Consider the following 25,057-nt stretch of genomic DNA (forward strand, 5'->3'; position numbering starts at 1 on the left):
CCACGCCGCGACGTTGCAGCGCGTGGAAAGGCCAATGAAGCGTCGTCGAGAGGCCGATCGTGGGGATGGGGAACGGCGTGGATGCCATGGTCAAGCCATGGCATGACGAAGGAGAAGGGATGGGCTGGGGAGAAGCCTGGACGGCCACAGGTATCGCTGTCCGGTTTCCGGTGCGGGTCGGATCCTCGTTCCCCCTGTCGTCATGCCATGACTTGATCATGGCATCCATGCCGAGACTTTGCAGCGCAGGGAGAGGCCAATGAAGCGTCGTCGAGAGGCCGGTCGCGGGGACGGGGAACGGCGTGGATGCCATGGTCGAGCCATGGCATGACGAAGGAGAGGATGGAGGGGCAGTGGGGCCGGCGACTTGACGCATGGCGACGAATGCGCAAGGTCTCACACGGTCGCGCCACTGGCTGCAGAGGCAGTGCGGACCTTTTGAGGATGACCGATGACACCGCTTCTCGCCCTGCCCTTTCCGGCCATTGATCCGGTGCTGATCGAAGTCGGCCCCTTTGCGATCCGCTGGTATGCGCTGGCCTATATCGCCGGGATCCTGCTCGCCTGGCGCTACATGGTGATGGTGGTGCGCAGGGACCGGGTCTGGGCCGGAACGCCGCGACCGACGCCAGTTGATATTGACGACTTTGTCATGTGGGGCACGATCGGCATCGTTGTCGGTGGCAGGCTGGGCTACGTGCTGTTCTACAACCCCGCCTATTACCTGCAGAACCCGTTTGAAGCGCTGGCGATCTGGTCCGGCGGCATGTCGTTCCATGGCGGTTTTGCCGGAACCGTTCTGGCGATGGTACTTTATGCGCACAAGCGCGGCCTGAATGTCTGGACCCTGTTCGACCTTGCCGGAATTGCCGCTCCCATCGGCCTGTTTTTTGGCCGCATCGCCAATTTCATCAATAGCGAGCTGTGGGGCCGGCTGAGCGACGCGCCCTGGGCGGTGGTGTTCCCCAATGGCGGGCCATTTCCGCGCCACCCGAGCCAGCTCTATGAGGCTGCACTTGAAGGCATTTTGCTGTTTGTCGTGCTGCGCCTGCTGTCGCACCGGGCAGGTCTGCTGCAAAAGCCCGGCTTTATTGCCGGCGCCTTTGCCGCCGGCTATGGCATCACCCGGTCGATGGCCGAGTTCTTCCGCGAGCCGGATGCCCATATCGGTTTCCTCTCCGGCGGGCTCACCATAGGCATGCTGCTGTCGGTGCCGATGATCCTGGCCGGGATCGCGCTGATGGTCTGGTCGGCCCGCAGGGCCCGCAGCGCATGAGCACAAACCGGCTGAAAGCACGGCTTGAGGACCGGATCCGGCTGACCGGGCCGATCAGTGTGGCGGACTACATGACCACCTGTCTCGCCGACCCCGAGGACGGCTACTACACCACCAGCCCGGAACCCTTCGGCCGCGATGGCGATTTCATCACTGCGCCCGAAGTGAGCCAGATGTTTGGCGAGCTGATCGGCGGCTGGGTGGTGGCGACGTGGATTGCCATGGGCGCTCCCAGTCCGGTGCGTCTGGTCGAACTTGGCCCCGGGCGCGGCACGCTGATGGCCGACATCCTGCGCACCGCGCGGCTGCGTCCGGCCTTCATGGACGCTGTCGCGGTGCATCTGGTCGAGGTCAGCCCGAAGCTGCGCCACCGGCAGGGCGAAACGCTCGGCGGCGTCGCGGGGGCGTTGAAGAGCGCACCGCAGTGGCATGATCATCTCTCCGCCGTGCCGGAGGGACCGACGATCCTGATTGCCAACGAGTTCTTCGATGCCCTGCCAATCCGTCAGTTCGTGAAGACCGCCAAGGGCTGGTGCGAGCGCGTTGTCGGGCTGGATGCCGCAGGCCATCTGGCCTTCGGCGTCAGCAGCGTGGCGCTGGCAGAAGGCCTGGTGCCCGCCTCCGCGCGAGCGGCGGCAGTTGGCGCCATCCTTGAGGTTTCGCCGGCATCCGCTGCCATCACGGCCGAAATCGGGACGAGGATCGCTGCCCAGCGCGGGGCGGCCTTGCTGATTGATTACGGTTATCTCCGCTCTGGCGAAGGGGATACGCTGCAGGCCCTGTCGCGTCACGCCTTTGCCGATCCGCTGGCCGAACCGGGCAAGGCGGACCTGACGGCGCATGTGGACTTCGAGGCTCTGGCGCGGGCGGGAATGCAGGCCGGAGCGGACGCGATGGCGCCGCTGACGCAGGGCGAATTCCTGCTGCGGCTCGGCCTGCTGGAGCGGGCCGGACAGCTGGGCGCGGGCAAGGACGCTGCAACTCAGGAACGGCTGCGCGGCGAAGTCGAGCGGCTGGCCGCGCCGGACCAGATGGGCGAGCTGTTCAAGGTTCTGGCCCTCGCAACCCCGGGTCTGGTCCCGCCCGGCTTCGAGCGGCGTGGGAAATGAGGGCGAGGAAGGCGGGGTGCCACGGACGCTGGCAGTTGATGGTCTTTGCAGGGTGAAAGGAAACAACGTCTTCGGCTTTGGCCGGGGCTGGCTCCGCCCCCCCACCCCCAACCCCTCCCCACGAGGGGGAGGGGAGCGATGGGCTGTGCCACGGGGCGGGAATGAGGTGACGGCAGCGGATCGTGGAAGCAGATTGGCCGAGGCCTCTCAGCCCCCCTCCCCCTCGTGGGGAGGGGTAAGGGGTGGGGGGAGCCACGGACGCAAGGCCTAGACGGTCTTTACAGGGTGGGCGGGATCAACGTCTTCGGCTGCTGCCGGGGCTGGCTCCGCTCCCCCCCACCCCCGGCCCCTCCCCACGAGGGGGAGGGGAGCGAAAGGCCGTGCCAAGGGAACAAATCCCTGCCGCCCGGACTTGCAGGATCAGGTTGAAGCGGACTGCGAGCTTCACAAATTTGACAGGCCCGGCCAAGCGCCGCAGGATCGGCGCGCCTGGGACAGACACGGAGAGTGCTGATGATCACGTCTGACCTTCTTGCTCAGTCCGGGGGGATCCGGCACGGGTTCTTTACCCGGCAGGGCGGCGTGTCCGGGGGGATTTACGAGAGCCTGAACATTGGTCTGGGGTCCGACGATGACCGGGCCCATGTGCTGGAAAACCGGGCGCGGATTGCCGGGAAGCTGGCGGTGGCGCCGGAGCGGCTGGTGTCGCCCTATCAGGTCCACTCGCCTGATGTGATCACCGTCGAGGCCCCGTTTGCGGCGGACGCCGACCGGCGGGCCGATGCGCTGGTGACCGCGACGCCCGGACTGGCGCTTGGAATCTCGACGGCAGACTGCGGACCGGTGCTGTTTGCCGACCTGCAAGCGCGGGTGATCGGCGCAGCCCATGCCGGCTGGCGCGGGGCGCTGACCGGGGTGCTGGACAACACGATTGCGGCAATGGAAGCGCTGGGGGCCGAGCGCGGCCGGATCCGGGCCGTGCTGGGGCCGACGATCTCGCGCACCGCCTACGAGGTCGGCCCGGAGTTTCATGCCCGGTTCCTGGAGGAGGCAGAAGGCAGCGGCGTGTTCTTCAGCCCGTCGCAGAAACCTGAGCATTTCATGTTCGATCTGCCGGCCTTCATCCTCGCCCGGCTGGCGGCCGCCGGTGTTGGCGCAGCGGAAAGCCTTGGCCTTTGCACCTATGCCAACGAGGCGCGGTTCTTTTCCTATCGCCGGACCACCCATCGCAAGGAACCCGACTATGGCCGGCTGATGTCGGCCATAGTCATCGAAGGAGCGTGACGCATGGCGCTGCATTTTTCAGACGAAGAATTCGCGGCCCGTCTCGGCCGGCTGCAGGGACGGATGGGCGAGGAAAAGCTCGATGCCATGCTGCTGTTTGCGCAGGAGAGCATGTACTGGCTGACCGGCTACGACACGTTCGGCTTCTGCTTCTTCCAGTGCCTGGTGGTGACCGCCGATGGCCGGCAGGTGCTGCTGACCCGCTCGGCCGACCAGCGGCAAGCACGGCACACGTCCAATGTCGCCGATGTGCGGATCTGGGTGGACCGGGGCGGCGCAAGCCCGGTGGCGCAGCTGAAGGAGCTGCTGTTCGAGATGGACCTGCTCGGTGCCAGGCTTGGCGTCGAGTATGACACCCACGGCATGACCGGAAAGATCGGCCGGGAGTTGGACGAGGCGCTGCGCTCCTTTGCCGAGCTGCGCGATGCCTCGACGCTGATCCCGCGCCTGCGCGCCGTGAAAAGCCCGGCCGAGCTGGACTATGTGCGCGAGGCGGCAAGGCTGGCCGATGCGGCCTATCTCGCCGCCCGTGACGAGATCCGCCCCGGCGCCGACGAGGGCCGCATCCTCGCCATGCTGCAGGGCACGATCCTGGAAGGCGGCGGCGACTATCCGGGCAACGAGTTCATCATCGGCTCGGGCCGCGATGCGCTGCTGTGCCGCTACAAGGCCGGGCGGCGGCAGTTGTCCGCGCGCGACCAGATCACGCTGGAATTCGCCGGAGCCTTTCGCCACTACCATGTCGCCCTGATGCGCACGGTGATCGTTGGCGAGCCGACGCCGCGCCACCTCTACATGCACGAAGCCTGCACTGCGGCCCTCTCGGCGGTGGAGACGAAGCTGGTGCCCGGCAGCAGCTTCGGCGAGATCTTTGACGCCCACGCCGAGGCGATGGACGCGCGAGACCTGATGCCGCACCGGCTCAACGCCTGCGGTTATTCGCTTGGCGCGCGGTTCACCCCAAGCTGGATGGACTGGCCGATGGCCTATCGCGGCAACGAGGCGGTGGTGGAGCCGAACATGGTCATCTTCATGCACATGATCCTGGCCGATTCGGCCACCGAGACGGCGATGACGCTGGGCCGGACCTATCTGACCACCGAGAGCGGAGCTGTGCCCTTGTCGGCGCTGCCTCTCGACCTCGACGTCAAGGCAGGCTAAACCAAGGCTGACACAGGGTGTTTGCGCCGCAAGGCGTGGCGCTTGAGGACTGACCGGACCGCAACACGCGACCCAAGAGACAAGATGACGACGACCTTGCCCGCCGCCACCCGGCGCTTCGCTGCTGCTGCCCTCCTGTTGCTGGTTGCCGCCTGCGGCCCCTCGCCCCAGCCGCCACGTCCGGTGACCGCGCCCGCGCCAAGCGCTACTGCACCGACGACGCCGGCGCCCTATGTGGCCAGCGAGCAGGCGACGTTTGCCTTCGAGCCCTTCATCGGCGCCCCTGGCAATGTGGCCGACGACCTGTCGCGCCAGATTGGCACCCGTGCCCGCGATGAGGGCCTGACACTTGTGCGCCGCATCGACCTGCAGGCGACCTTCCGCGTCAAGGGCTACCTGTCGGCAACAGGCTCCCCGGCCTCCTCGGCGCTGTTCTATGTCTTTGACGTGTTTGACGCCCATGGCCTGCGCGTGACGCGGATCTCCGGCAGCGAGTTGACGCAGGGCGTCAGCGGCGACCCATGGCGCAGCGCCGACAACGATGCACTGAAGCGGATTGCAGCAACATCGGTGATGCAGCTGAAGGCCTGGCTCTACAGCCGCCCGGCCCCCGCCGGTGCGAGCTCGTCTGCCCTGGCGGGACGGCCGCGGGCGGGCTGATCCGGGTCTTTAGCCGGCAAGATTAGCCATATCGTCAGGTTCGGCTAAAAAAACGCGTCCATTGTGCACCTGCGCTGTTGTCGGCAGGACGGGAGGTTGTTACAACGCCGCCGCCCGGCCAGGCATGTGGACCGGGACTCAGACTGCCGCGAAGGCAGCTGAAACAGACGCGGACCATCGACGACCCCCCTGACGAGGACGTCCCTGCCGGGCGTGCCTTGCCTCGTCGCATCTAGAGGACTGGCGGCCCATGAAAATCGTCGCGGGCAATTCCAATCGCGCGCTCGCCGAAGAGATCTCCAAGTACCTCGATGCCCCGCTGGCACGTTGCCAGGTCCGGCGCTTCGCCGATCAGGAGGTCTTTGTCGAACTTCAGGAAAATGTCCGTGGCGAGGATGTGTTCGTGGTGCAGTCCACGAGCTATCCGGCCAATGACCACCTGATGGAACTGCTGATCATCATCGATGCCCTGCGCCGCTCGTCCGCGCGCCGCATCACCGCCGTGGTCCCCTACTTCGGCTATGCCCGTCAGGACCGCCGCGCCTCCGGCCGTACGCCGATCTCGGCCAAACTGGTCGCCAACCTGATCACCGAAGCTGGTGCCGACCGCGTCCTGACGCTGGACCTGCATGCCGGCCAGATCCAGGGCTTCTTCGACATCCCGACCGACAACCTGTTCGCTGCACCGGTGATGACCCGCGACATCAAGGAGCGCTACGCGACCGACAATGTCATGGTCGTCTCGCCGGACGTTGGCGGTGTGGTGCGCGCCCGTGCGCTGGCCAAGCGCATCGATGCGCCGCTCGCTATTGTCGACAAGCGCCGAGATCGTCCGGGCGAATCCGAAGTCATGAACATCATCGGCACCGTCGAAGGCCGCGACTGCATCCTGGTCGATGACATCGTCGACAGCGGTGGAACCCTGTGCAACGCCGCCGAGGCGCTGCTGAACAAGGGGGCCAATTCGGTGACGGCCTATATCACCCACGGCGTCCTGTCCGGTGGTGCCGTGGCCCGCGTCTCGGCCTCCAAGCTGAAGGAACTGGTGATCACCAATTCCATCGAGCCGACCGCAGCTGTTTTGGCTTCTGCCAACATCCGCGCTGTCTCCATCGCACCGCTGATGGGCGAGGCGATCAACCGGACCGCGCTGGAAGAATCGGTGTCGAGCCTGTTCGACTGATCCGGGTAATCCTAGCTTTCTGCAAAAGGCGCCCAACGGGCGCCTTTTGTGTTCTGCATCTCAAGAACTTGCGTCATCGCTGGCGTGGCGCAGCGAAGACCCGGGGCCTGCTCATTCGCAGGGCGCTTGTTGCACCTGCTTCTGTAGGTTCTTCAACAATCCTCCCCTCCGCGCTGTCCCGGCCGTGTGCCGGGACCTGTCATGTGGGGCAAGGCCCTGAGCCAGAACTTCTCGCCACTGCCTCGGCTTGCATATCTCTCCGGCCCAATACGTCCCTCACAGGTCCCGGCACACGGCCGGGACGGCGCGGTGGGGAACGCGACACGCGTAAAGCGCCAGAGGTCGGCCTGTCTTGTCGTAGGCTTGTCTTGTCTGTGGCGAATTGCGTGTTGCCGCTGACCGGCCGTCGCCATAATTTCAGCCTTCAAAGGAGACCCGAGATGATTGAGACACTTGAGGCCACCATCCTGGGCGTGTTCACCGGCAAGGCGCGCGAGCGCTGGGATGGCAAGGCGCCAAGCGCGATTGCCAAGCAGGCGGCAACAACATCGCTGTGGCTGTCAAAGACCGGTATCCTCGGCGATGAACAGGCCGACACCGCTGTGCATGGCGGGCCGGAAAAGGCGCTGCATCACTACGCTGCCGACCATATGCCGCATTGGGCAAGCCAGTTTCCCGAAAGTGGCGACTTCTTCAAGCCGGGATGCTTCGGCGAGAACATCTCGAGCCTCGGACTGACGGAAGCGAACCTGTGCCTCGGCGATATCCTCAAGATGGACGGGGCGACCGTCGAGATCTGCCAGGGCCGGCAACCGTGCTGGAAGCTGAACCTGCATACCGGGATCGCCGCGATGGCGCCCCAGTTCCAGCGGACCGGCTTTACCGGCTGGTACTACCGGGTGATCGAGGAAGGCGAGGTTGCCGCTGGCGGACCGATCCGGCTTCTTCAGCGGCAGCAACCCGACTGGCCCCTGCAGCGGCTGATCAAGGCCCGGTTCGACCCGCGCTTGCCGGCAAGCGAAGCCGAGGAACTGGCCGGGCTCAGCGTACTTGCCGAAGCCTGGCGCGCCGCCTTTGCCCGCAAGATGGACCCGGCCTTCACGGAAAACACCGACAGGCGGCTGAAGGGATGATCTGAACAGTCAGTTGGCCGCTACGCGGGCAAGGAACCCGTCAACACGCTGGCGCAACAAGCTGGCGCTGGCATTGACTTCCTGCGCGACTGAAAGCACATCACCCGCCGTCCGGCTCGTCGTGCCGGCCTTAGCCGAAATCTCGCCCATCAGAACCGCCACATGGCCGGTCCCCCGCGCCGCATCACGCACGCTGACGGAAATCTCGGTGGTCGCGCTGCCCTGTTGCTGGACGCCACCAGCGATCGCTGTGGTGTAGCCATTGACCGTGGACATCGCCTGCGTGATCCGGCCGATCGATTGCACCGCTTCCTGGGTCGCACTCTGGATGCCGGCGATCTGGGTGCCGATCTCTTCGGTGGCCCGGCTCGTCTGGGTTGCCAGATCCTTGACCTCTGCAGCAACCACGGCAAAGCCCCGTCCGGCTTCGCCAGCCCGGGCCGCCTCGATTGTGGCATTGAGGGCCAACAGGTTGGTCTGATGCGCGATCGACGTGATGAAGCCGACGACATCACCGATACGGCCTGCCGCAGCAGCGAGTTCTCCGATCCGATCATTTGTAGTCAGCGCATCTTCCAGCGCCGATGCCATCATTCCGGTCACCTCGGCAACCTGGCGTGATATCTCCGAGATCGACGCGGAAAGCTCCTCGGCTGCCGCAGCCACCGTTTCAACATTCGAGGACGCATCCGACGACACACCGGAGGCGGCATTGGCGCCATCGGTGGTTTCTCCGGAAATCTGTGTCAGGTTCTGGGCGAGAGCCTGCATCCTGTTGCCGGTCCCCCCGACTTGCTCAAGCACCCGTCCGATCTCATCGCGAAAATCGGCGATAAGCTGCTGCATGGCAGCAACTTTATGCTCGCGTTCGAGTTGAACCTGCTGCTGCTCGGCCTGCAGACGCAGCCGTTCAAGCGCCGTATCGCGAAACACCAGAACGGCCTGGCCCATGTCATCGATTTCATCAACATCGCGCACGTCCGGCAGCGGGGCCTCGTTTTCGCCCTTTGCCAGAAGCGTCATCGCATTGGCAAGGCCCTTTAGCCGGTTGCAAAGCTGGCGCGAGAACACGAAGGACAGGATACCGACGATCAAGCCGCATCCGAGGGCAATGGGAAGGATCCAGTTTCGCAGGGTCTGCAGGGGGGCAAGAACCTCGCCCACGGCCTGCGTGATCACTACGGCATAGCGCCGCCCATCGACCTCGAACCGCGATGTGGCGACACTAAAGGAGTTGCCGTCGCTTGCCACGAACTCGCCAAGCCGCGGCAGATCCGCCTCGCCGGGCACATACCCGGCCGTCAGAAACTGTGATGCCAGACGATCGTTCTCAACCGTGCGCGGGCTGTCATTCTGGATAAGCCCGGCCTCATTGAGAAGATACTTGTTGCCTGTCTCGCCCAAGCCCGAGACGCCGCTCAGAACCCGGTCGAGGCCAGCTTTCGGTGCGCCGAACACAAGGGCGCCCATCACTTTCGATCCGATTATGATCGGGGTCGCAAGATAGGCCTCCGGGCGGTTCTCAAGCACAGGATCAGGCGCAAAGTCGGACGCGAAGACCTCCAGCGCCTCGCCGTTGAGTGCCGCATTCGCGACCTTGCCAAATGGCGTTGCAGCAATGGCAGGTTCGGTCACGTTAAGGGCAAGATTCGCCTGCTTGCGGACGCTATAAAGAACATTGCCATCGCGAGAGACCAGCAAAATATCCGACAGGCCACCGTCGTGCATCTGGTCACGCAGCAGCGCGTGATAGGTCTTGTGGACTTTCTCGTAGGGTTTGCGTCCCGACTTGTCAAAGGCGTCACGCGTTTCCGCCGGCTCGGGGTTCCGGGTGATGTAATTCTCGATGATGGTCGCCGCCGGAGCATCGCCATAGGCTTCCCATCCGGATGCAAACTCGGCCAGGGCAGTGCGGACGGTGACCCCACCCGCACTGGCAACCAAGGAGGTTCGTATCTCGGCAAAGTGATCGGCCATGGCGTCAGCATGGCTGTCGGCAAGAGCCATCAACCGTTCATCGCCCTGCCCGCGAATGATCGTGGACGCGACCAGATAACTGGAGACAGCGACCACAAGGACGCACAGCATACTCGTGCCGATCATCACGAGAGGCAACTTGACCGAAATACGCATGACTGTTCCCGCTGGACGGTTTGCACGACGAGACCGGATTGAAGGGTGATCCGGGTCCCTCAGAGCTTGTCGACGTTGACCCCGAAGGTGACGGCACCAATGACCTCGCCCGTCGCGGGATCAACAATCGACGTACTCACCTGAGCCTGAAGCATCTGGGTGGACTCATCCTTTTCAAGTTCGCTGATGTGGACAGCACCAGGCCCGACAAGGAAAGTCTGTTGCCACTTGTCCTCGTCGCCCTGCCAGTAATCAGAGGTGACCTCGCTCTGGCCGACGTTCAGCCCTTTGGCATCCATCACAAAGATTTCGGTGTATTTGCCACCGCTGGCCTCCTGAGCCGCGAGAAGATAGGCGGACAGAGCGTTGTCCAGAACCTTGTCGATCATCGGCTGATCACTGGCCTTCACCTCCGCACGCCAGGTCTTGTCCAACTCGTCGATCTTCGCCTGGTCAAAAGCCGCGGTTTCTGCGTTCTGCGCCTTGATCGCGGCGACCACTTCGGGCGCCTGAACGATGTCCGCAATCGGCCCTTTCGCCAGAGCCGTCAGTTCCTTGGTGAATTCATTGGCAAAGGCGGAAGCGGACATCAACACACTAAGCGACACAATTGCGAGCATGCGTTTCATGGCAAAGTCCTCCGTTTATCTGGACACCCATATAATATCGACATTGATTAACAAATTTCAGACCAAACCAAATTCCGCTGAGGTATTTAAAGTTATATTTCCAAAAGCCGACTTTATACATGAGAACTGTTAAAATTTACAAGGATCAAACAGGAAACATTCTCCATCGACCCGAATTTGCAGCACCGGCTTGTGCCACGCCCACTCACGATCAACCTTGCCTCGCCTTGCCAGTTCCCGGCGGAGAGGCCATGAAGGCAGGCATGGCTGCGGGGCGAATGATCTGGGAACCGTTGCCCTTTCCAGTCGCATCGCGTATAAGCCGGCTCGCGCCCGCACCCCTGGAGGCGGCGCCAAGGGGCCGATTCCGGTTTCCGCGCCGAAAGGCACGGGATGCCGCCGGCCTGTTTTTGCATCCGAAGGAGTACTACCCATGGCCACCGGCTTTGAGCTGAAGGCATCGGTACGGAACCGGGTGGGCAAGGGGGCCGCTCGTGCACTGCGTCGCGAAGGTCTCATTCCCGCTGTCATCTATGGTGACAAGCAGCCGGCACTGCCGATTTCCATCCCGGTCAAGGAAACCACGCTGGCCCTGCACAAGGGCGGGTTCCTGACCCACATCGCGACCGTTGAAGTTGACGGCGTCAAGCACCAGGTCATCGCCAAGGATTACCAGCTGCATCCGGTCACCGACAAGGTCGTCCACGTCGACTTCCTGCGCGTGTCCGCCAATGACAAGCTGACGATCGACATCCCGGTCCACTTCCTGAACCAGGACACCTGCCCGGGCATCAAGCTTGGCGGCGTGCTGAACGTTGTCCGTCACACGGTCGAAATGGTCGTCCCGGCGCTGGCAATCCCCGAGTTCATCGAAGTTGACCTGGCCAAGTCCAAGGTCGGCGACTCGCTGCATATCTCGGCCGTGAAGCTGCCGGAAGGCTGCCACCCGACCATCACCGACCGCGACTTCACCATCGCAACGATCGTCGCTCCGGCTGGCGGTCTGACCGAAGAAGCCGCCGGCTGATCTGGCCGCAGGCATTCCTTCGAAAGGGGCGCGATTTTCGCGCCCCTTTTTTGTTAGTGCCGTCCCATGACGCCACCGGCGCGCGAACAGCATCTGGACACCGGAACCGTTACCCCGTCACCGGATGACATCTCTCCCCCTCTGTCCGCATTCCCTGGCACCTCTCTCAAGGACGAGGCTGTTGCAGATGTGGTGAGACGGATTTCGAGGCCTCTCCGCCCCCCTCCCCCTCGTGGGGAGGGGTAAGGGGTGGGGGGCACGGAAGAACACCAGACCGAGAAAAATGTGGAGTGCGCCGGTGAAGAAACGTAAGATTTCCCGTGTTTTAAGTCTGCTCCCCCCCACCCCCAACCCCTCCCCACGAGGGGGAGGGGAGCGGAGAGGCTCCAACGGGTCAAACTTTACGGGCGCGGTCCTTCACATCGAGCATGTGCCAGACCGCAAATGCGTCAGCCTGCCCCTTAAGCGGGCGAGGACGCTCCTTTCATGTCCTGCCTGAAAAGGTCCGCGAGAGGCAATCAGGCAAGGAAATGCAGGCCCGTACTATCCCTGAGCGACCTTAGGGCGTCGATCTCGGCCTGCGTGCTTGCGATAATGATGTCCGTTCGATCACGGCCGCCGACGACACGGACCTTTGGGCCCGAGAAATAGACATCCATCAGACGCTGTTCTCGAAGGCTCGCGATGATGACATCATCGAATGCCTGTGATGGGCAGACGAGGGAACGACGGGGACCTGGGTGATTGCACGTGCAGCCCTGTTGCGCCAAGGCAGCGTAGAAACGTTGAAACTGCGCCTCACCAGCCATGTAAGACGTCATTTCACCTGCTGATATTGCCGATGAGTAGAACATTATGGGACACGTTTCGGCTTCGGCCTCGCTCAGCCAATGATCAAAGACCGACACGAAGGTCCACACGTAGCCGAGCGGCTTCAAGTCATTCACCGTTTCGAATTCAGGGAAATAGCGATCCATCGTTTGGCTTTCAAAAGCAGTCCTGACGTATGCAAGCGTCTACCGGGATACAGGCTCTACCCCCTCCAGCACCGCGGACGAAAGGGCGTTGCGGGCGAGGATGGCGAGGCGCTGGAAGTGCAGCTGGCGCGGGGAGCCGGCGCGCCAGGCGAGAACAACGCGTCGCTGCATCGGCCAGTCGGAGAGTTCACGCAGCAAGACACGCCGTTCCTTGCCGAATTCGGATGCCACATAGGCTGCGGGGAACAGCGACAGACCCATGCCGATCGATACCATCTGGCGGATCGCATCGAGGCTGGTGCCTTCATAATCCTCGCCCATGGCGGCCCCAGATACGGCGCAGAGCGCCTGAACCTCGTCGTAAAGCCGGTGGCCGCGGCCAAGGGTCAACATGCGTTCGCCGCCGAGCGCCGCCCCCGGAATCTCGGCAAGACCTGCCAGAGGGTGGCGCACGGGGACGCCGAGATAGATCCTCTCTTGGCAGATTTCCTCATGCACCAGCCGCTCGTCGCGCAGCGGCAGGGGGGTCAGGGCACAGTCCAGAACCCCCTCCCGCACCGCTGGTTCCAACTGCGCCGGACGCTCCTCGCGGATGTAAAGTTCCAAACCTGGAACATGCTCCTGCAGATATTCCAGCACCGAAGGCAGGAGATAGGGCCCGACCGTCGGCGCAACGCCGAGCCGGATCAGGCCACCAAGTCCCGTATCGGCATCGCCGGCGAGCCTGACCATCTCGTCCAGCGTTTCAAGCACGGACCGCGCGAGCGGCAGCAGGGTCTGGCCGGCCGGCGTCGGCTGGACAGTGGCGGCACCCCTGTCGATCAGCACGACGCCGAGCCGGTCTTCCATCAGTTTCAGCTGCGCCGACAGGGTCGGCTGGGACACGTGACAGGCGCGCGCGGCGACGCCGAAATGGCCATGATCGGCGACGGCGACAAGGTACTCGAGCTGGCGATGGGTCGGGCGATAGGGCATGACATAGATAATATCTATCGTGGCGATACAGTCTATGTATTTCAACAATCGGACAGCACCTCCCATCTCTTTGGAGCAAGGCCAACGAAAGGAGGACAGCCATGCACCGCAAACTGGTGACCCTGCGCATCCGTCACGCCATTCTCGATGCCAAGATCGAGCGGGAAAGCCGCCGGCCGCATACCGATACGCTGCGTCTGACGGCGCTGAAGAAACTGCGTCTGCGCCTGAAAGAGGAAATCACCCGGCTCGAGCGGGAATTCTTCCGCAAGCCCGCAGCACGCAACGGCGTGGTGACCGCATGAGCCACGCGACCGTCATGCCCTTCTGGTTCGCCATGCGCGGGATGGGCACCCGCAAGCCACGCAGCCGGCGGACGGAACGCCTGGCAGAACTCGACAGCCGGATGACAGAGTTCCTGGCTGAAAAACACGACACCGGCAGTCTGGATGTGATCCGTCACGTCGCCGGCGAAAGGGCCAGGATCCGCTCCGACCTGAAGGACGGCGCGATCTGATCCGAGCAGCGCCGCCAAGGCGCATTCCGGTTGGGGCGGCCACAAGAGGCCGCCCCATCGCCATTTCCGGGCGCGCGATCGCCCCGGAAAGCTGCCCCGGCTCGACACGCAGCCGGACGTCCTGTAAGCGGGCAGGATCTTGAGACGCGCCGGACTGCCGGCAAGCTGAACGGACCCGCCATGCAGATCATCGTCGGCCTCGGCAATCCCGGCGGGCAATATGCCCGCAACCGCCACAACATCGGTTTCATGGCCGTGGACGAGATCCACCGCCGCCATTCCGGCTTTGCCCCCTGGCGCAGCCGCTTCCAGGGCGAAGTGAGCGAAGGCAGCCTCGAGGGCACCAAGGTCATGCTGCTGAAGCCGATGACCTACATGAACGAGAGCGGCCGGGCAGTTGGCGAAGCGATGCGCTTCTACAAGCTGGAGCCGAAGGACATCATCGTGCTCTATGACGAGCTGGACCTGCCGGCGGCAAAGTTCCGCATGAAGACCGGCGGCGGCCACGGTGGCCACAACGGCCTGCGCTCCATCACGGCGCATATTGGCGATGCCTATCGCCGCCTGCGCCTCGGCATCGGCCACCCGGGCGACAAGAAGCTCGTCTCCAATTACGTGCTCGGCGATTTCGCCAAGGTGGATGCGGAGTGGATCGAGCCGCTGCTCACCGGCATTGCCGACAACGCCGGCATGCTGGCGCGCGGCGAGGACAGCCAGTTCGCCAACAAGCTGACCCTTCTGCTAGAGCCGGAAAAGGCACGCCGGCCGGAAAAGGCAGCAAAGACGGAAAAGACAGCCAAGGCAGAGAAGGCGGACAAGACCGCCGCCGGGCCAGGCGAGCCGTCAGCCTCCCTGCCGCCGCAGGCCGACATGCCACAACGCACCGCCCCGAAAGGCCAGAGCCACATCCGCCAGGCCCGCCAGCCCAAGGGTCCGCAGATGGCCACCAGCGGCCCGATGGCCGAAATGCTGAAGAAGCTGCTGGGCAAGGGTGAGGACTGATCGGCGTTGCAAGTATAAGCCCTCATGCACTATCCTGCGTTGAAGAATCTTCACCGCTAGGGTGGCCCGTTCGGTGGTGAGACGCGACAACGAGGACTGATTAGCACACGCAGCCTGCTCCTTGCGAGCATCATGCCGATAGGGTTTTTCCCACCGGCCGGACAAATTCTTGTCTGCGACTTTTCCGGTTTTCAGCCTCCGGAGATGATCAAACATCGACCCGTGATCATTCTGTCGCCAAAGCTGCCAAACAGAAGCGAGATCGTTACCCTCGTCCCGCTCAGCACGACCGCTCCAAGGCATAACCTTCCGTTTGTCGTTCGGCTGTCGAGGAATTATCACCCACTGGAGGACGACACGCTGGCCGTTTGGGCAAAGTGCGACATGGTCATGAACGTATCGCGCCAACGTCTGGACGGGTTCAAAATCGGGCGCCGCAAATGGGCTACGCCCATGGCCAGTGAAGAAGATCTGCATGCCGTGCGCATCGGCGTGATCCACGACCTCGGGTTGCGGGACTTGCTGAAAACACAAGTGTGACTTATCTTGTGAGGGTATCCCGGTCTTCGGGCTTTAAGACCTAGCTTGCTAGGCAGGTTGCTCAATCGGCGATGACAAGCCACGAGCAACCGAACTGCTTTTGTCCACAAGCCCCGCCTCGCGCGGGGTTTGTTGTTTTGCGCAGCACCGATCCAAACCCTAGTGCAAGCTCCGTCGAGCGACAAACACCCCGCAAAGCTTGACGTTCCGTGCCCCCTCGGGCAAGAAGCGGCAACTCTTCGATCCAACCGAAAGCGATCTCCCATGGGTTTCCAGTGCGGCATCGTCGGGCTGCCCAATGTCGGCAAGTCCACGCTCTTCAACGCGCTCACCAGAACGGCTGCCGCGCAGGCTGCCAACTATCCGTTCTGCACCATCGAACCGAACACCGGTGAAGTCGCCGTGCCGGATCCGCGCATGGCCGCGATCGCCAAGATCGCCGGCAGCAAGGAACTGATCCCGACGCGCATCACCTTCGTCGACATCGCCGGCCTTGTCCGCGGTGCATCGAAGGGCGAAGGCCTCGGCAACCAGTTCCTGGCCAACATCCGCGAAGTGGACGCCATCGTTCACGTGCTGCGCTGCTTCGTCGATGACGACATCACCCACGTCGAAGGTAAGATCGATCCGATCTCCGACGCCGAGACCGTCGAGACGGAACTGATGGTCTCCGACATGGAGAGCCTGGAGCGCCGTCTTGCGCCGATGAAGAAGAAGGCCCAGGTCGGCGACAAGGACGCCAAGGCGATTGCCCCGATCATGGAAGCAGCGCTGGCGTTGCTGCAGGAAGGCAAGCCGGTTCGCACGCTGAAGCTGGCCGATGCCGAGGAAGAGAAGATCCTGCAGGGTCTGAACCTCCTGACCTCCAAGCCGGTGCTTTACGTGTGCAACGTCGAGGAAGCCTCGGCCGGAACCGGCAACGAGCTGTCGGCCAAGGTCGCCGAAATGGCCAAGGCGCAGGGCGCAGGCTCGGTCGTGATCTCGGCCGCCATCGAGGCGGAAATCTCGCAGCTCGGCAATGACGAGCAGGCGGAGTTCCTTGAGACGCTCGGGATCGAGGAACCGGGTCTCGACCGACTGATCCGCGCTGGCTACGATCTCCTGGGTCTCATCACCTATTTCACCGCAGGCCCGAAGGAAACCCGCGCCTGGACCATCACGCGTGGCACCAAGGCGCCGCAGGCGGCCGGTGTCATCCATTCGGACTTCGAACGCGGCTTCATCCGCGCGCAGACGATTGCCTTTGACGACTACGTCAGCCTGAACGGCGAAGTCGGTGCCAAGGAAGCCGGCAAGGCACGAGACGAAGGCAAGGAATACGTCGTCAAGGACGGCGACGTGCTGCTGTTCAAGTTCAACACCTGAGATCCGGGACAGAGAAGCCGGGGGGCGGTCTGGCACCAACTTCTCTCCCCCCCTTGCGGGGGAGATGTCTGCGTCAGCAGACAGAGGGGGGTGGCGGCGCTTCGGCATAACACCACCTCACGCATGAACGGACAGTCTGTCACCCCCCTCTGCCCCCTGCCGGGGGCATCTCCCCCTCAAGGGGGGAGAGGGGGGCTGCAGTTAAACGCAAGGCAGTGAATATACTCCATCGACCGTCCGGTCCGAACGTGACCCCTACCCCACACGGAGCACAGCATGACCAGCTTTGTGATCGACATCCCGAAGGTTCCTGCCCTCCCCGTCGATGGTGAGGCTGGGCTGTTTCCGGTGCGGCGGGTGTATTGCGTCGGCCGCAACTATGCCGCCCATGCGGTGGAGATGGGGCACGACCCCAGCAAGGAACCGCCGTTCTTCTTCCAGAAGAACCCGGACAACCTCAATCCGTCGCGCAGCTTTCCCTATCCGGGCAAAACGGCGGATGTGCATCACGAGGTGGAACTGGCCGTGGCGCTGAAGTCCGGCGGCAGCAACATCGCCGTGGCGGATGCGCTGAGCCATGTCTATGGCTATGCAGTCGCGCTCGACATGACACGGCGTGACCTGCAGGCGGAAGCCAAGGATCTTGGCCGCCCCTGGGACACGGCAAAGGCTTTCGAACACTCGGCGCCGATTGGCCCGATTGTTCCGGCGAACCGCATCGGCCACCCCAGCGCGGGTGACGTGAAGCTGAGCGTCAACGGCACCACACGCCAGAGCGGCGACCTGAACCAGATGATCTGGAAGGTGCCGGAAATGATCGCCTATCTGTCCGAGTATTTCACGCTCGCTGCCGGCGACGTGATCCTCACCGGCACCCCGGCTGGCGTTGGCCCGGTCGCGCGCGGCGACCGGATCGAAGCCCGGATCGAGGGCTTTGCGCCGCTCGTTGTCGAGGTGGTCTGAGCGAGGCTCTTGCTTAGGGGCCAAACGGCTGTCGAGGTCCCTCAATCCCCCCTCCCCTCGTGGGGAGTGAGGGGTGGGAGCACCGGCGGCAATCAATTCACAAAGTGTCTGCAGTCAGCCTGGTCACGTCAGCAACGGGGGTGAAAGTCCGCTCCCCCACCCCCAACCCCTCCCCACGAGGGGGAGGGGAGCTTCGAGGCTGCGACAAAGCACTATCCTTTCAGCGGCAGGCAGATGTCGGTGAGGATATCGGCAGGGGCCGTGTCGCGCGGATTGCTGATGTAGATTTCCATCACCGGCGCATCGGCCAACTCCTCGCCTGAGGTCGGCAGCCAGGTGCCGTAGAGCCAGTCATAGGCGGCCCTCATATCGGCATAAGGTCCCTTGTGCCGCAGGACGGCATAGCGGCTCGCCGGCATTTCAAACCGCTGCAAGGGGGCCTCAAAAGCGATTTCCTCCGTGAGTTCCATGGTCGCCATGGATTGCAGATCCGGCTCGGGCACGACGGAAGGATCGCTGTAGTAGAAGCCGAACATCTGACCCGTCTTGCCCATCAGGCCGCGGCTGGCGAGACTGCCGATCAGATGTTCGAAGGCACGGCCGATTTCGATATACGGGCCTTTGTGAGGAATGCTGGCGAAAAGGCGTTGCGGCTCGTGGCGAATGGTGACGTCCTGCATCGGATACGCTCCTGTAGTGTCCGCCCCTGACGGGATCGGCGGGGTCCAGTCCTTGTCAAAGCGGCGATGCGATCCTTCCTGGCGGTAGGTTGCCGGCGGCAAGCCGTAGGACTGGCGGAACGCACGGGTGAAGGCGGCAAGGCTGCCATAACCGGCCTCCCGGGCCAGCCGTTCGAGATCCGTCTCGCCATGGGCCAGCGCCGAAGCGGCCCGGTGCAGGCGCAGGCGCCGCACCATCGCCACGACGCTTTCCCCAAAGACCGCCTGCCACACCCGATGCCAATGCCAGCGCGACAGGGCAGCGATATCGGCGAGCTGATCGAGATCGAGCGGCTCGTCGAGATGGGCATGCACATGCTCGATGACACGGGCAAAGCGCCGTTCGTAGGCAATGGCCCGGGTCAGGTCCGGTTGGGTCTGGAAGGTCATGTCGCTCACTCACTTTGACGCACTCGGCCTATCATGGGTGGTTTTGACATATCTTGCGGTTTAGATTGAGGGCTGTTTCCTCCCCCTTCTCCCGATTGGATCCTGATGATGTTGTCCCGGTTCCTGACGAGCGGCCGCCGCGATTTCTCGACCCTCAGCGAGGCTGAAATCCTGGCGCTGGCGATCTCCTCCGAAGAGGACGATGGGCGCATCTACAATGCCTATGCCGACGGGCTGCGCGAGACCTATCCCGCCTCAGCTGCCGTGTTCGATGCCATGGCGGCCGAGGAAAGCGAACACCGGCACCGGTTGATCGAGCTGTTCCGGGCACGCTTCGGCGAGACCATTCCGCTGATCCGGCGCGAACATGTGCGCGGCTACTACACCCGCAAGCCGGACTGGCTGGTCCGTCCCCTCGGCCTTGAAAAAGTCCGGGCGATGGCGGAGGAAATGGAGCTTCAGGCTGCCCGCTTCTACGAGGAGGCGGCCAAGCGCACCACGGATGCGGCCACGCGCAAGCTGCTCGGCGATCTGGCGCTGGCCGAACGTGGCCATGAAAAGAAGGCCATAGCGCTTGGCGAAGCCCTGACCCCGGCAGATGTGCGCCAGGAAGAAGACAAGTCCGAGCGGCGGCAGTTCATCCTGACCTATGTGCAACCGGGGCTGGCCGGCCTGATGGATGGCTCGGTCTCGACGCTTGCGCCGATCTTTGCGGCGGCCTTTGCAACGCAGGACACCTGGCAGACGTTCCTCGTCGGCCTATCGGCCTCGGTGGGCGCCGGCATCTCGATGGGCTTCACCGAGGCCGCCCATGACGATGGCGTCTTGTCCGGGCGCGGTTCACCGCTGAAGCGCGGCCTTGCCTCCGGCATCATGACCACCATTGGCGGGCTTGGCCATGCCCTGCCCTACCTGATCCCGGACTTCTGGACAGCGACCAGCCTTGCGACTGCGGTGGTGTTCATCGAGCTGTGGGCCATCGCGTGGATCCAGAATCACTACATGGAGACACCCTTCTGGCGCGCTGCACTGCAAGTTGTGCTCGGCGGATCGCTTGTATTTGCAGCCGGCGTGCTGATCGGCAACGCCTGACGGACGCCGGCCGGCTCATCCTTCAGCGTATGGTCCTGCCGATTGCGCCGCGCTATAGAGGATTGCATGAGCACCTATCGCCATTTCGAAGACTTCACGCCCGGCGACACCATCGACCTGGGCAGCCGCAGCGTGACGCGGGACGAGATCATCGCCTTCGCGTCCGAGTTTGATCCGCAGCCGTTTCACCTCAGCGAGGAAGCGGGCAAGGCCTCGCTGCTCGGCGGCCTTGCGGCGTCGGGATGGCACACCGCATCGATCTTCATGCGGCTCTTGGTGGACGGATTGCTGGGCCAGGCCGCCGGACAGGGGGCGCCGGGCATCGACAAGCTGATGTGGCGGCGGCCCGTCTATGCCGATGACACCCTGTCGGCCAAAGCCGAAGTACTGACCAGCCGCCCGCTGCGCTCGAAGCCCGGGCTTGGCGTCGTCAGCTTCCGCTTTACCGTTACCAACCAGCGCGGCGATGTGGTCATGACGCTGGAAAACCCGATCCTGTTTGCCTGCCGGGAGACGGCCCAATGAGCGCCTGGTTCGAAGACATGGCGATTGGCGACCGGCTGGAGCTGGGCAGCTATCTGTTCACCGCCGAAGACATCATCCGCTTTGCGCGCCAGTTCGACCCGCAGCCGTTCCATCTGAGTGAAGAAGGTGCGGCGGCAACGCATTTCGGCCGGCTCTGCGCGTCCGGCTGGCATACGGGCGCGGTGTTCATGCGGTTGCTCGTGCTGACGCACCAGCGGCTGGACGAGGAGGCACGCCAGCGCGGCGACATGCCGGTGCCGCGCGGCCCTTCCCCGGGCTTTGAAAACCTCAAGTGGGTGAAGCCGGTCTATGCCGGCGACACGATCCGTTATGCCAGCGAAGTGACGGGCAAGATCGAGACGACGGGACGGCCCGACTGGGGCGTCATCCTGGGCGTCAACGAGGGGATCAACCAGCACGGCGACGTGGTGTTCAGGTTTGACAGCAAGGTCTATATCCCGAAGCGGCCCGTGGCGGGCTGAGGAAGGGCGGAGGCCCACAGGCTGCGGTCATCCCCGTCTCGTGCGGGGATCTCACTTGCAGGGCGGTAGCCTCCGCAAGCGTTCCTGCCTGATCTCAGACCGGATGGATCCCCGCACCAGGCGGGGATGACTCAGAGGTTGGGGTAACCGTCTGAAATGAAAAACCGACCCGGCTTCAGATCTCGCGGCCGAAGACGATCTCGTCGTGCAACGGAATGCCGTATTCACCAATGATCGGGATTTCCGGCTTGAGGCGGCGTTCGGCGTCGATGACGCCCGGGACGACCCGTTCAAGACGGAAGCCACGGCGCTGGTAGAAGCGGAAGGCGTCGAGATTGTCGTTGGAGGTGCGGACCATCAGGCGGGTCAGGCCCTGGCGGCGCGCATCCTGCACCACAGCGTCGAGCAGCTGGGTGCCGGTTCCGGCCCAGCGGCTGAGCGAATCGAGCGTCAGGATCTCCCATTCGGTGTCGCGCTTGATCAGCGTGACGAGGCCGACCAGGTCGCCAGTGTCCTCTGCCAGAAAGCCCGGCAGGGCTGAAGCGTCGATCATTTCGCCTTCGATCAGGATGTCCGGCGAGGCCCAGCGGTCGGTCAGAAGGCGGGTGACGGCCGGACGATCAGCTTCCTCAATGGCACGGATCAGGGCGGGCATGGGCGGTCCTATCGGCTGAGAAGGCGTGTGGAAAGCGGCGTGCGGGCCTGCCAGCCTTCGCGCTCGAGTTCCGGATCGATGTGTTCCTCTACCGGATACCCGAGGCAGAGATAGGCCACAAGCTGCCAGTTTGGCGGAACATCCAGCGCGCTCTGCACGGCCTGCGGGTCGAGGATCGAGACCCAGCCGACACCGACGCCGAGCATCCGCGCGGCCAGCCACAACGCCTGGACCATGCCGGCAACGGAATGGGCCAGCGTGGCGGGCATGGTGGCGCGGCCAAGGCCCTGCCCCTGCAAGGGATCGGGATCGCAGAAGATGGCGAGCTGAACCGGCGCCTCCTTCAGCCCGGCCAGCTTGAGCCGGGCATAAAGGGCGGACCGCTCGCTGTCATAGGCCTCGGCGGCACGGGCATTTTCGGCCTCGAAGCTGGCCTGGACGGCGGCCCGGACCGGGGCGCTCTCAACAAGCACGATGCGCCAGGGCTGGCTGTTGCCGACCGAGGGCGACAGATCGGCAAGGCGCAGGATCTCCTCCACCAGCCCGGCGTCCAGCGGATCGGTCCGGAAGCGGCGGACATCGCGGCGCCAGCGCAACAGTGTCTCGAACTCCGCGCGGAAGCGGGCGTCGAACCTGGGCGGGGCTCCGGTGGGGGCGGTCACGGTCAGTGGCCCGGGAAAGCCACCAGCGTGCGAACGGGCACACCCAGGGCCTCCAGCTTGGCGCGGCCACCCAGATCCGGCAGGTCAACAATGAAACAGGCAGCGACGATCTCCGCCCCCTGCCCGCGCAGAAGCTTGCAGGCCGCCTCGGCGGTGCCACCCGTGGCGATCAGGTCGTCGACGACGATCACCTTGTCGCCCGGCTGGATGGCGTCCTTGTGCATTTCCATCTCGTCGAGGCCATATTCGAGCGAATAGGCAATGCGGACGGTTTCGTGCGGCAGCTTGCCCTTCTTGCGGATTGGCACGAAGCCGGCCGAGAGCTGATGTGCCACCGCCCCGCCGAGGATGAAGCCGCGCGCCTCGATGCCGGCGATCTGCTCGACCTTGGACCCGGCCCAGGGCTGGACCAGCGCGTCGACGGCACGGCGGAAAGCGCGGGCATTGCCGAGCAGCGTCGTGATGTCACGGAAGAGGATGCCGGGCTTGGGATAATCCGGAATGGTGCGGATGGCCTCGATGAGTTCGTCCGAAACGCTGGGCATGTCCATGTCTGCGGTCCACCTGAAAAAGCTTTACCTGCCGCCCTGTTGGCCGGCTGTTTTGCCGGTTATACAGGAGTTGCGGCAGCCGGTACCAGCTCCCTTGCCGCCTGCCCCCAGCTTGGGCGCGCCGGTCAGCACCGGACACCGCCCCTCTCCGACCGGATCGTTCATGTTCGACTATTCCCTGCTGCACTGGACCACGTTCTTCACCGCAGCCCTGTTGCTCAACCTGTCGCCGGGGCCGGACTTCGCCTTCATCCTGGCGCAGACCGCGGCGGGCGGGCGAAAGGCGGGCTTTGCAGCGATGTTCGGGATCTGGACGGGGGCCTTCGGTCACGTGCTGATGGCTGCTGCCGGGCTGTCCGCCATTCTGGCTGCCTCCGCAGTAGCCTTTTCCATCGTGAAATGGGCGGGCGCTGCCTATCTGATCTGGCTCGGCATCCAGGCGCTGCGCTCGAAGGGCAGCGTGTTGCTGGCCGGCAAGGCGATGGACGAGCGGAAGGTGTTGGCGATCTACCGGCAGGGCGTGATCGTGTCGCTGCTCAATCCGAAGGTCGGCATGTTCTTCCTTGCCTTCCTGCCGCAGTTCGTGGTGCCCGGCGCCGGGCCCGTCGGGGCCCAGCTGTTCCTGCATGGCTTTCTCGTGGTGCTCATCGCTGCCTGCATCGAACCGCCGCTGGTGCTGGTCGGCGAACGGTTGACCAGCCATCTGCGGCAGAGCCCGCGCCTGGCCATGTGGATGGACCGGGGCCTCGGCGCGATCTTCGTCGGCCTTGGCCTGCGGCTGGCGATGCAGCAGCGCTGAGGCCATTGCTCCTGAGATTTGGCCTCAGTCCCCCAGCACGCGCGCGGTGATGGCCGACAGCTTGGCCATCAGCGCAGGGTCGAGCTTGTCCGGTGCGGTCATGATGGCGTGATCAAGGGCGCGGTCGGAGCCCACCGGACATGGCTCATGGCTGCGCGGCAGATCGCGCGCCAGACGGGCAACGAGCCGCTGGGCGTTGTGCGCGTTGGCGTGCAGCACCCGGATGATCGACTGGATGTCGACTTCGCCATGGTCGGGATGCCAGCTGTCGTAGTCGGTGACCATGGCAATGGTCGCGTAGCAGATCTCGGCTTCCCGGGCGAGCTTGGCCTCGGGCATGTTGGTCATGCCGATGACATCACAGCCCCAGGCGCGGTAGAGATGGCTCTCGGCGAGCGAGGAGAACTGCGGGCCTTCCATCGCCAGATAGGTACCGCCGCGCCGGTACTTGAGATCCTCGGCCCGGGCGGCCGCCTCGATGTGATCAACAAGCCGCGGGCTGACCGGATAGGCCATGGACACATGGGCGACACAGCCGGAGCTGAAGAAGGATTTCGGCCGGGCGAAGGTACGGTCGATGAACTGCTCCACCAGCACGAAGGTGCCGGGCGCGAGTTCCTCCTTGAGCGAACCACAGGCGGAGACCGACACAAGATCGGTAACGCCACAGCGCTTCATGGCATCGATGTTGGCGCGGTAGTTGATGTCCGAGGGCGAATGGACATGTCCACGGCCATGGCGCGGGAGGAAGACAACCTTCAGACCGTCGATGGTGCCGATGCGCAAATCATCGGACGGCGCGCCCCAGGGGCTGTCGACATGGACCCACTCGGCGCCCTCAAGCCCGGGCAGATCGTAGATCCCTGATCCGCCGATGATCCCCAATACCGATGCTGTCATGCTGCGCTCCCTTCTATCCGGCTGATTCCCGCAGACTAGTGTGGCTGCCTGACACAAGGAAGACAGCCGGCTTATGAGGTGGCGCATCCAGCGCAAGAGTAGGATCTCGCATCAGGGCCATGGGGATCAGCCCGTCCACCCACCCCTCGTCGCTCCTGCGAAGGCAGGAGCCCAGAAATCGGTGCGGCTGGATGCGGCGCACAAGCGGCAACCCATACCGTCTTGGGGGCTGACACACCCGCTCAACTCACTACCTAAGACCGGGGTTACTGGGCTCCTGCCTTCGCAGGAGCGACGAAGAAATGATGTCTCCGGACAGGCTTATCCGGGAGAGGCCTGCGGTATCTG

At 64.0% G+C, this 25,057-nt stretch carries 28 protein-coding genes; 18 read left to right on the forward strand and 10 right to left on the reverse strand.

Annotated features, from left to right (window positions below):
- Nucleotides 1-229: hypothetical protein (locus C8348_RS22300; protein ID WP_208983786.1), on the reverse strand; the 229-nt coding region annotated here is incomplete at its 3' end.
- 222 nt (nucleotides 230-451) lie between these two features.
- On the opposite strand from C8348_RS22300, the gene lgt reads away from it, so the two are divergent.
- The 7 genes from lgt (at nucleotide 452) to C8348_RS15420 (ending at nucleotide 7,806) form a co-directional block, all read left to right on the forward strand.
- Nucleotides 452-1,276: a prolipoprotein diacylglyceryl transferase gene (lgt, locus tag C8348_RS15390; protein ID WP_106754262.1), complete on the forward strand. Its 825-nt coding sequence runs from the start codon at nucleotides 452-454 to the stop codon at nucleotides 1,274-1,276.
- A complete protein-coding gene (locus tag C8348_RS15395; RefSeq protein WP_106754263.1) occupies nucleotides 1,273-2,385 on the forward strand; it encodes a class I SAM-dependent methyltransferase in 1,113 nt (370 codons plus the stop codon). The genes lgt and C8348_RS15395 overlap by 4 nt, the downstream gene beginning before the upstream one ends.
- A 513-nt stretch (nucleotides 2,386-2,898) precedes the next feature.
- Nucleotides 2,899-3,669: a peptidoglycan editing factor PgeF gene (pgeF, locus tag C8348_RS15400; RefSeq protein WP_198647083.1), complete on the forward strand. Its 771-nt coding sequence runs from the start codon at nucleotides 2,899-2,901 to the stop codon at nucleotides 3,667-3,669.
- 3 nt (nucleotides 3,670-3,672) lie between these two features.
- Nucleotides 3,673-4,830: a M24 family metallopeptidase gene (locus C8348_RS15405; RefSeq protein ID WP_106754264.1), complete on the forward strand. Its 1,158-nt coding sequence runs from the start codon at nucleotides 3,673-3,675 to the stop codon at nucleotides 4,828-4,830.
- Between the two features lie 84 nt (nucleotides 4,831-4,914).
- Nucleotides 4,915-5,490 carry a hypothetical protein gene (locus C8348_RS15410; protein WP_106754265.1) on the forward strand — a complete coding sequence of 192 codons (576 nt, stop codon included), beginning with the start codon at nucleotides 4,915-4,917 and terminating at the stop codon, nucleotides 5,488-5,490.
- 250 nt (nucleotides 5,491-5,740) lie between these two features.
- Nucleotides 5,741-6,673 (forward strand): ribose-phosphate pyrophosphokinase, encoded by a 933-nt coding sequence (locus tag C8348_RS15415; protein WP_106754266.1) that lies wholly within the window; start codon nucleotides 5,741-5,743, stop codon nucleotides 6,671-6,673.
- A 440-nt stretch (nucleotides 6,674-7,113) separates the two neighbouring features.
- On the forward strand, nucleotides 7,114-7,806 hold the full coding sequence (locus tag C8348_RS15420) for an MOSC domain-containing protein (protein ID WP_106754267.1): 693 nt from the start codon (nucleotides 7,114-7,116) through the stop codon (nucleotides 7,804-7,806).
- Nucleotides 7,807-7,815: 9 nt separating this feature from the next.
- Here C8348_RS15420 and C8348_RS15425 read toward each other — a convergent pair whose 3' ends face one another.
- Together C8348_RS15425 and C8348_RS15430 are read right to left on the reverse strand one after the other, a co-directional pair.
- A complete protein-coding gene (locus C8348_RS15425; RefSeq protein WP_106754268.1) occupies nucleotides 7,816-9,939 on the reverse strand; it encodes a methyl-accepting chemotaxis protein in 2,124 nt (707 codons plus the stop codon).
- Between the two features lie 59 nt (nucleotides 9,940-9,998).
- Nucleotides 9,999-10,568, reverse strand: coding sequence for a hypothetical protein (locus C8348_RS15430; protein WP_106754269.1), 570 nt, complete (start codon nucleotides 10,566-10,568; stop codon nucleotides 9,999-10,001).
- 433 nt (nucleotides 10,569-11,001) lie between these two features.
- Here C8348_RS15430 and C8348_RS15435 point away from each other — a divergent pair, with 433 nt between their 5' ends.
- Entirely contained in the window at nucleotides 11,002-11,595 is a 594-nt protein-coding gene (locus tag C8348_RS15435) for a 50S ribosomal protein L25/general stress protein Ctc (RefSeq protein WP_106754270.1), read from the forward strand.
- Between the two features lie 518 nt (nucleotides 11,596-12,113).
- On the opposite strand, the gene C8348_RS15440 is transcribed toward C8348_RS15435, so the two are convergent.
- Both C8348_RS15440 and C8348_RS15445 read right to left on the reverse strand, forming a co-directional pair.
- A complete protein-coding gene (locus C8348_RS15440) occupies nucleotides 12,114-12,572 on the reverse strand; it encodes a VOC family protein (RefSeq protein WP_106754271.1) in 459 nt (152 codons plus the stop codon).
- A 39-nt stretch (nucleotides 12,573-12,611) separates the two neighbouring features.
- Complete coding sequence (locus C8348_RS15445) at nucleotides 12,612-13,595, reverse strand: LysR substrate-binding domain-containing protein (RefSeq protein WP_341871593.1); 984 nt, start codon at nucleotides 13,593-13,595, stop codon at nucleotides 12,612-12,614.
- A 53-nt stretch (nucleotides 13,596-13,648) separates the two neighbouring features.
- Between C8348_RS15445 and C8348_RS15450 the strand changes: the two genes are divergently transcribed.
- The 6 genes from C8348_RS15450 to C8348_RS15475 all read left to right on the forward strand — a co-directional run bounded on the left by C8348_RS15450 (nucleotide 13,649) and on the right by C8348_RS15475 (nucleotide 17,934).
- On the forward strand, nucleotides 13,649-13,852 hold the full coding sequence (locus tag C8348_RS15450; RefSeq protein ID WP_106754273.1) for a YdcH family protein: 204 nt from the start codon (nucleotides 13,649-13,651) through the stop codon (nucleotides 13,850-13,852).
- On the forward strand, nucleotides 13,849-14,064 hold the full coding sequence (locus C8348_RS15455) for a hypothetical protein (protein WP_157950443.1): 216 nt from the start codon (nucleotides 13,849-13,851) through the stop codon (nucleotides 14,062-14,064). Before C8348_RS15450 ends, C8348_RS15455 begins: the two co-directional genes overlap by 4 nt.
- 180 nt (nucleotides 14,065-14,244) lie before the next feature.
- A complete protein-coding gene (gene pth, locus C8348_RS15460) occupies nucleotides 14,245-15,066 on the forward strand; it encodes an aminoacyl-tRNA hydrolase (protein ID WP_106754275.1) in 822 nt (273 codons plus the stop codon).
- Nucleotides 15,067-15,198: 132 nt separating this feature from the next.
- Nucleotides 15,199-15,606 carry a type II toxin-antitoxin system PemK/MazF family toxin gene (locus C8348_RS15465; protein WP_106754276.1) on the forward strand — a complete coding sequence of 136 codons (408 nt, stop codon included), beginning with the start codon at nucleotides 15,199-15,201 and terminating at the stop codon, nucleotides 15,604-15,606.
- A gap of 264 nt (nucleotides 15,607-15,870) precedes the next feature.
- Nucleotides 15,871-16,971 carry a redox-regulated ATPase YchF gene (ychF, locus tag C8348_RS15470; RefSeq protein ID WP_106754277.1) on the forward strand — a complete coding sequence of 367 codons (1,101 nt, stop codon included), beginning with the start codon at nucleotides 15,871-15,873 and terminating at the stop codon, nucleotides 16,969-16,971.
- 276 nt (nucleotides 16,972-17,247) lie between these two features.
- On the forward strand, nucleotides 17,248-17,934 hold the full coding sequence (locus tag C8348_RS15475; protein ID WP_106754278.1) for a fumarylacetoacetate hydrolase family protein: 687 nt from the start codon (nucleotides 17,248-17,250) through the stop codon (nucleotides 17,932-17,934).
- Between the two features lie 212 nt (nucleotides 17,935-18,146).
- Here C8348_RS15475 and C8348_RS15480 read toward each other — a convergent pair whose 3' ends face one another.
- Nucleotides 18,147-19,043: an AraC family transcriptional regulator gene (locus tag C8348_RS15480; protein WP_106754279.1), complete on the reverse strand. Its 897-nt coding sequence runs from the start codon at nucleotides 19,041-19,043 to the stop codon at nucleotides 18,147-18,149.
- A gap of 108 nt (nucleotides 19,044-19,151) precedes the next feature.
- On the opposite strand from C8348_RS15480, the gene mbfA reads away from it, so the two are divergent.
- From mbfA to C8348_RS15495, 3 genes are all read left to right on the forward strand, one after another.
- Nucleotides 19,152-20,135 carry an iron exporter MbfA gene (mbfA, locus tag C8348_RS15485; RefSeq protein ID WP_106754406.1) on the forward strand — a complete coding sequence of 328 codons (984 nt, stop codon included), beginning with the start codon at nucleotides 19,152-19,154 and terminating at the stop codon, nucleotides 20,133-20,135.
- A gap of 66 nt (nucleotides 20,136-20,201) precedes the next feature.
- Entirely contained in the window at nucleotides 20,202-20,660 is a 459-nt protein-coding gene (locus tag C8348_RS15490; protein WP_106754280.1) for a MaoC family dehydratase, read from the forward strand.
- Nucleotides 20,657-21,142, forward strand: coding sequence for a MaoC family dehydratase (locus C8348_RS15495; protein ID WP_106754281.1), 486 nt, complete (start codon nucleotides 20,657-20,659; stop codon nucleotides 21,140-21,142). Before C8348_RS15490 ends, C8348_RS15495 begins: the two co-directional genes overlap by 4 nt.
- Nucleotides 21,143-21,317: 175 nt before the next feature.
- On the opposite strand, the gene C8348_RS15500 is transcribed toward C8348_RS15495, so the two are convergent.
- The 3 genes from C8348_RS15500 to C8348_RS15510 are packed head-to-tail and all read right to left on the reverse strand — an operon-like array spanning nucleotide 21,318 to nucleotide 23,010.
- Entirely contained in the window at nucleotides 21,318-21,797 is a 480-nt protein-coding gene (locus C8348_RS15500; RefSeq protein ID WP_106754282.1) for a GNAT family N-acetyltransferase, read from the reverse strand.
- An 8-nt stretch (nucleotides 21,798-21,805) separates the two neighbouring features.
- On the reverse strand, nucleotides 21,806-22,465 hold the full coding sequence (bluB, locus tag C8348_RS15505; RefSeq protein WP_425270827.1) for a 5,6-dimethylbenzimidazole synthase: 660 nt from the start codon (nucleotides 22,463-22,465) through the stop codon (nucleotides 21,806-21,808).
- A complete protein-coding gene (locus tag C8348_RS15510) occupies nucleotides 22,462-23,010 on the reverse strand; it encodes an adenine phosphoribosyltransferase (RefSeq protein ID WP_198647084.1) in 549 nt (182 codons plus the stop codon). Before C8348_RS15510 ends, bluB begins: the two co-directional genes overlap by 4 nt.
- A 163-nt stretch (nucleotides 23,011-23,173) precedes the next feature.
- Between C8348_RS15510 and C8348_RS15515 the strand changes: the two genes are divergently transcribed.
- The gene (locus tag C8348_RS15515; protein WP_106754284.1) at nucleotides 23,174-23,809 is read left to right on the forward strand and encodes a LysE family translocator; all 636 of its coding nucleotides are present in this window, start codon (nucleotides 23,174-23,176) and stop codon (nucleotides 23,807-23,809) included.
- Between the two features lie 24 nt (nucleotides 23,810-23,833).
- Here the strand turns inward: C8348_RS15515 and C8348_RS15520 are convergent, their stop codons facing one another.
- Nucleotides 23,834-24,709, reverse strand: a complete 876-nt coding sequence (locus C8348_RS15520; protein ID WP_106754285.1) for an S-methyl-5'-thioadenosine phosphorylase — start codon at nucleotides 24,707-24,709, stop codon at nucleotides 23,834-23,836.
- Nucleotides 24,710-25,057 lie beyond the last annotated feature (348 nt).

This window comes from Pannonibacter carbonis (genome assembly GCF_003012935.1).
Lineage (GTDB): Bacteria > Pseudomonadota > Alphaproteobacteria > Rhizobiales > Stappiaceae > Pannonibacter > Pannonibacter carbonis.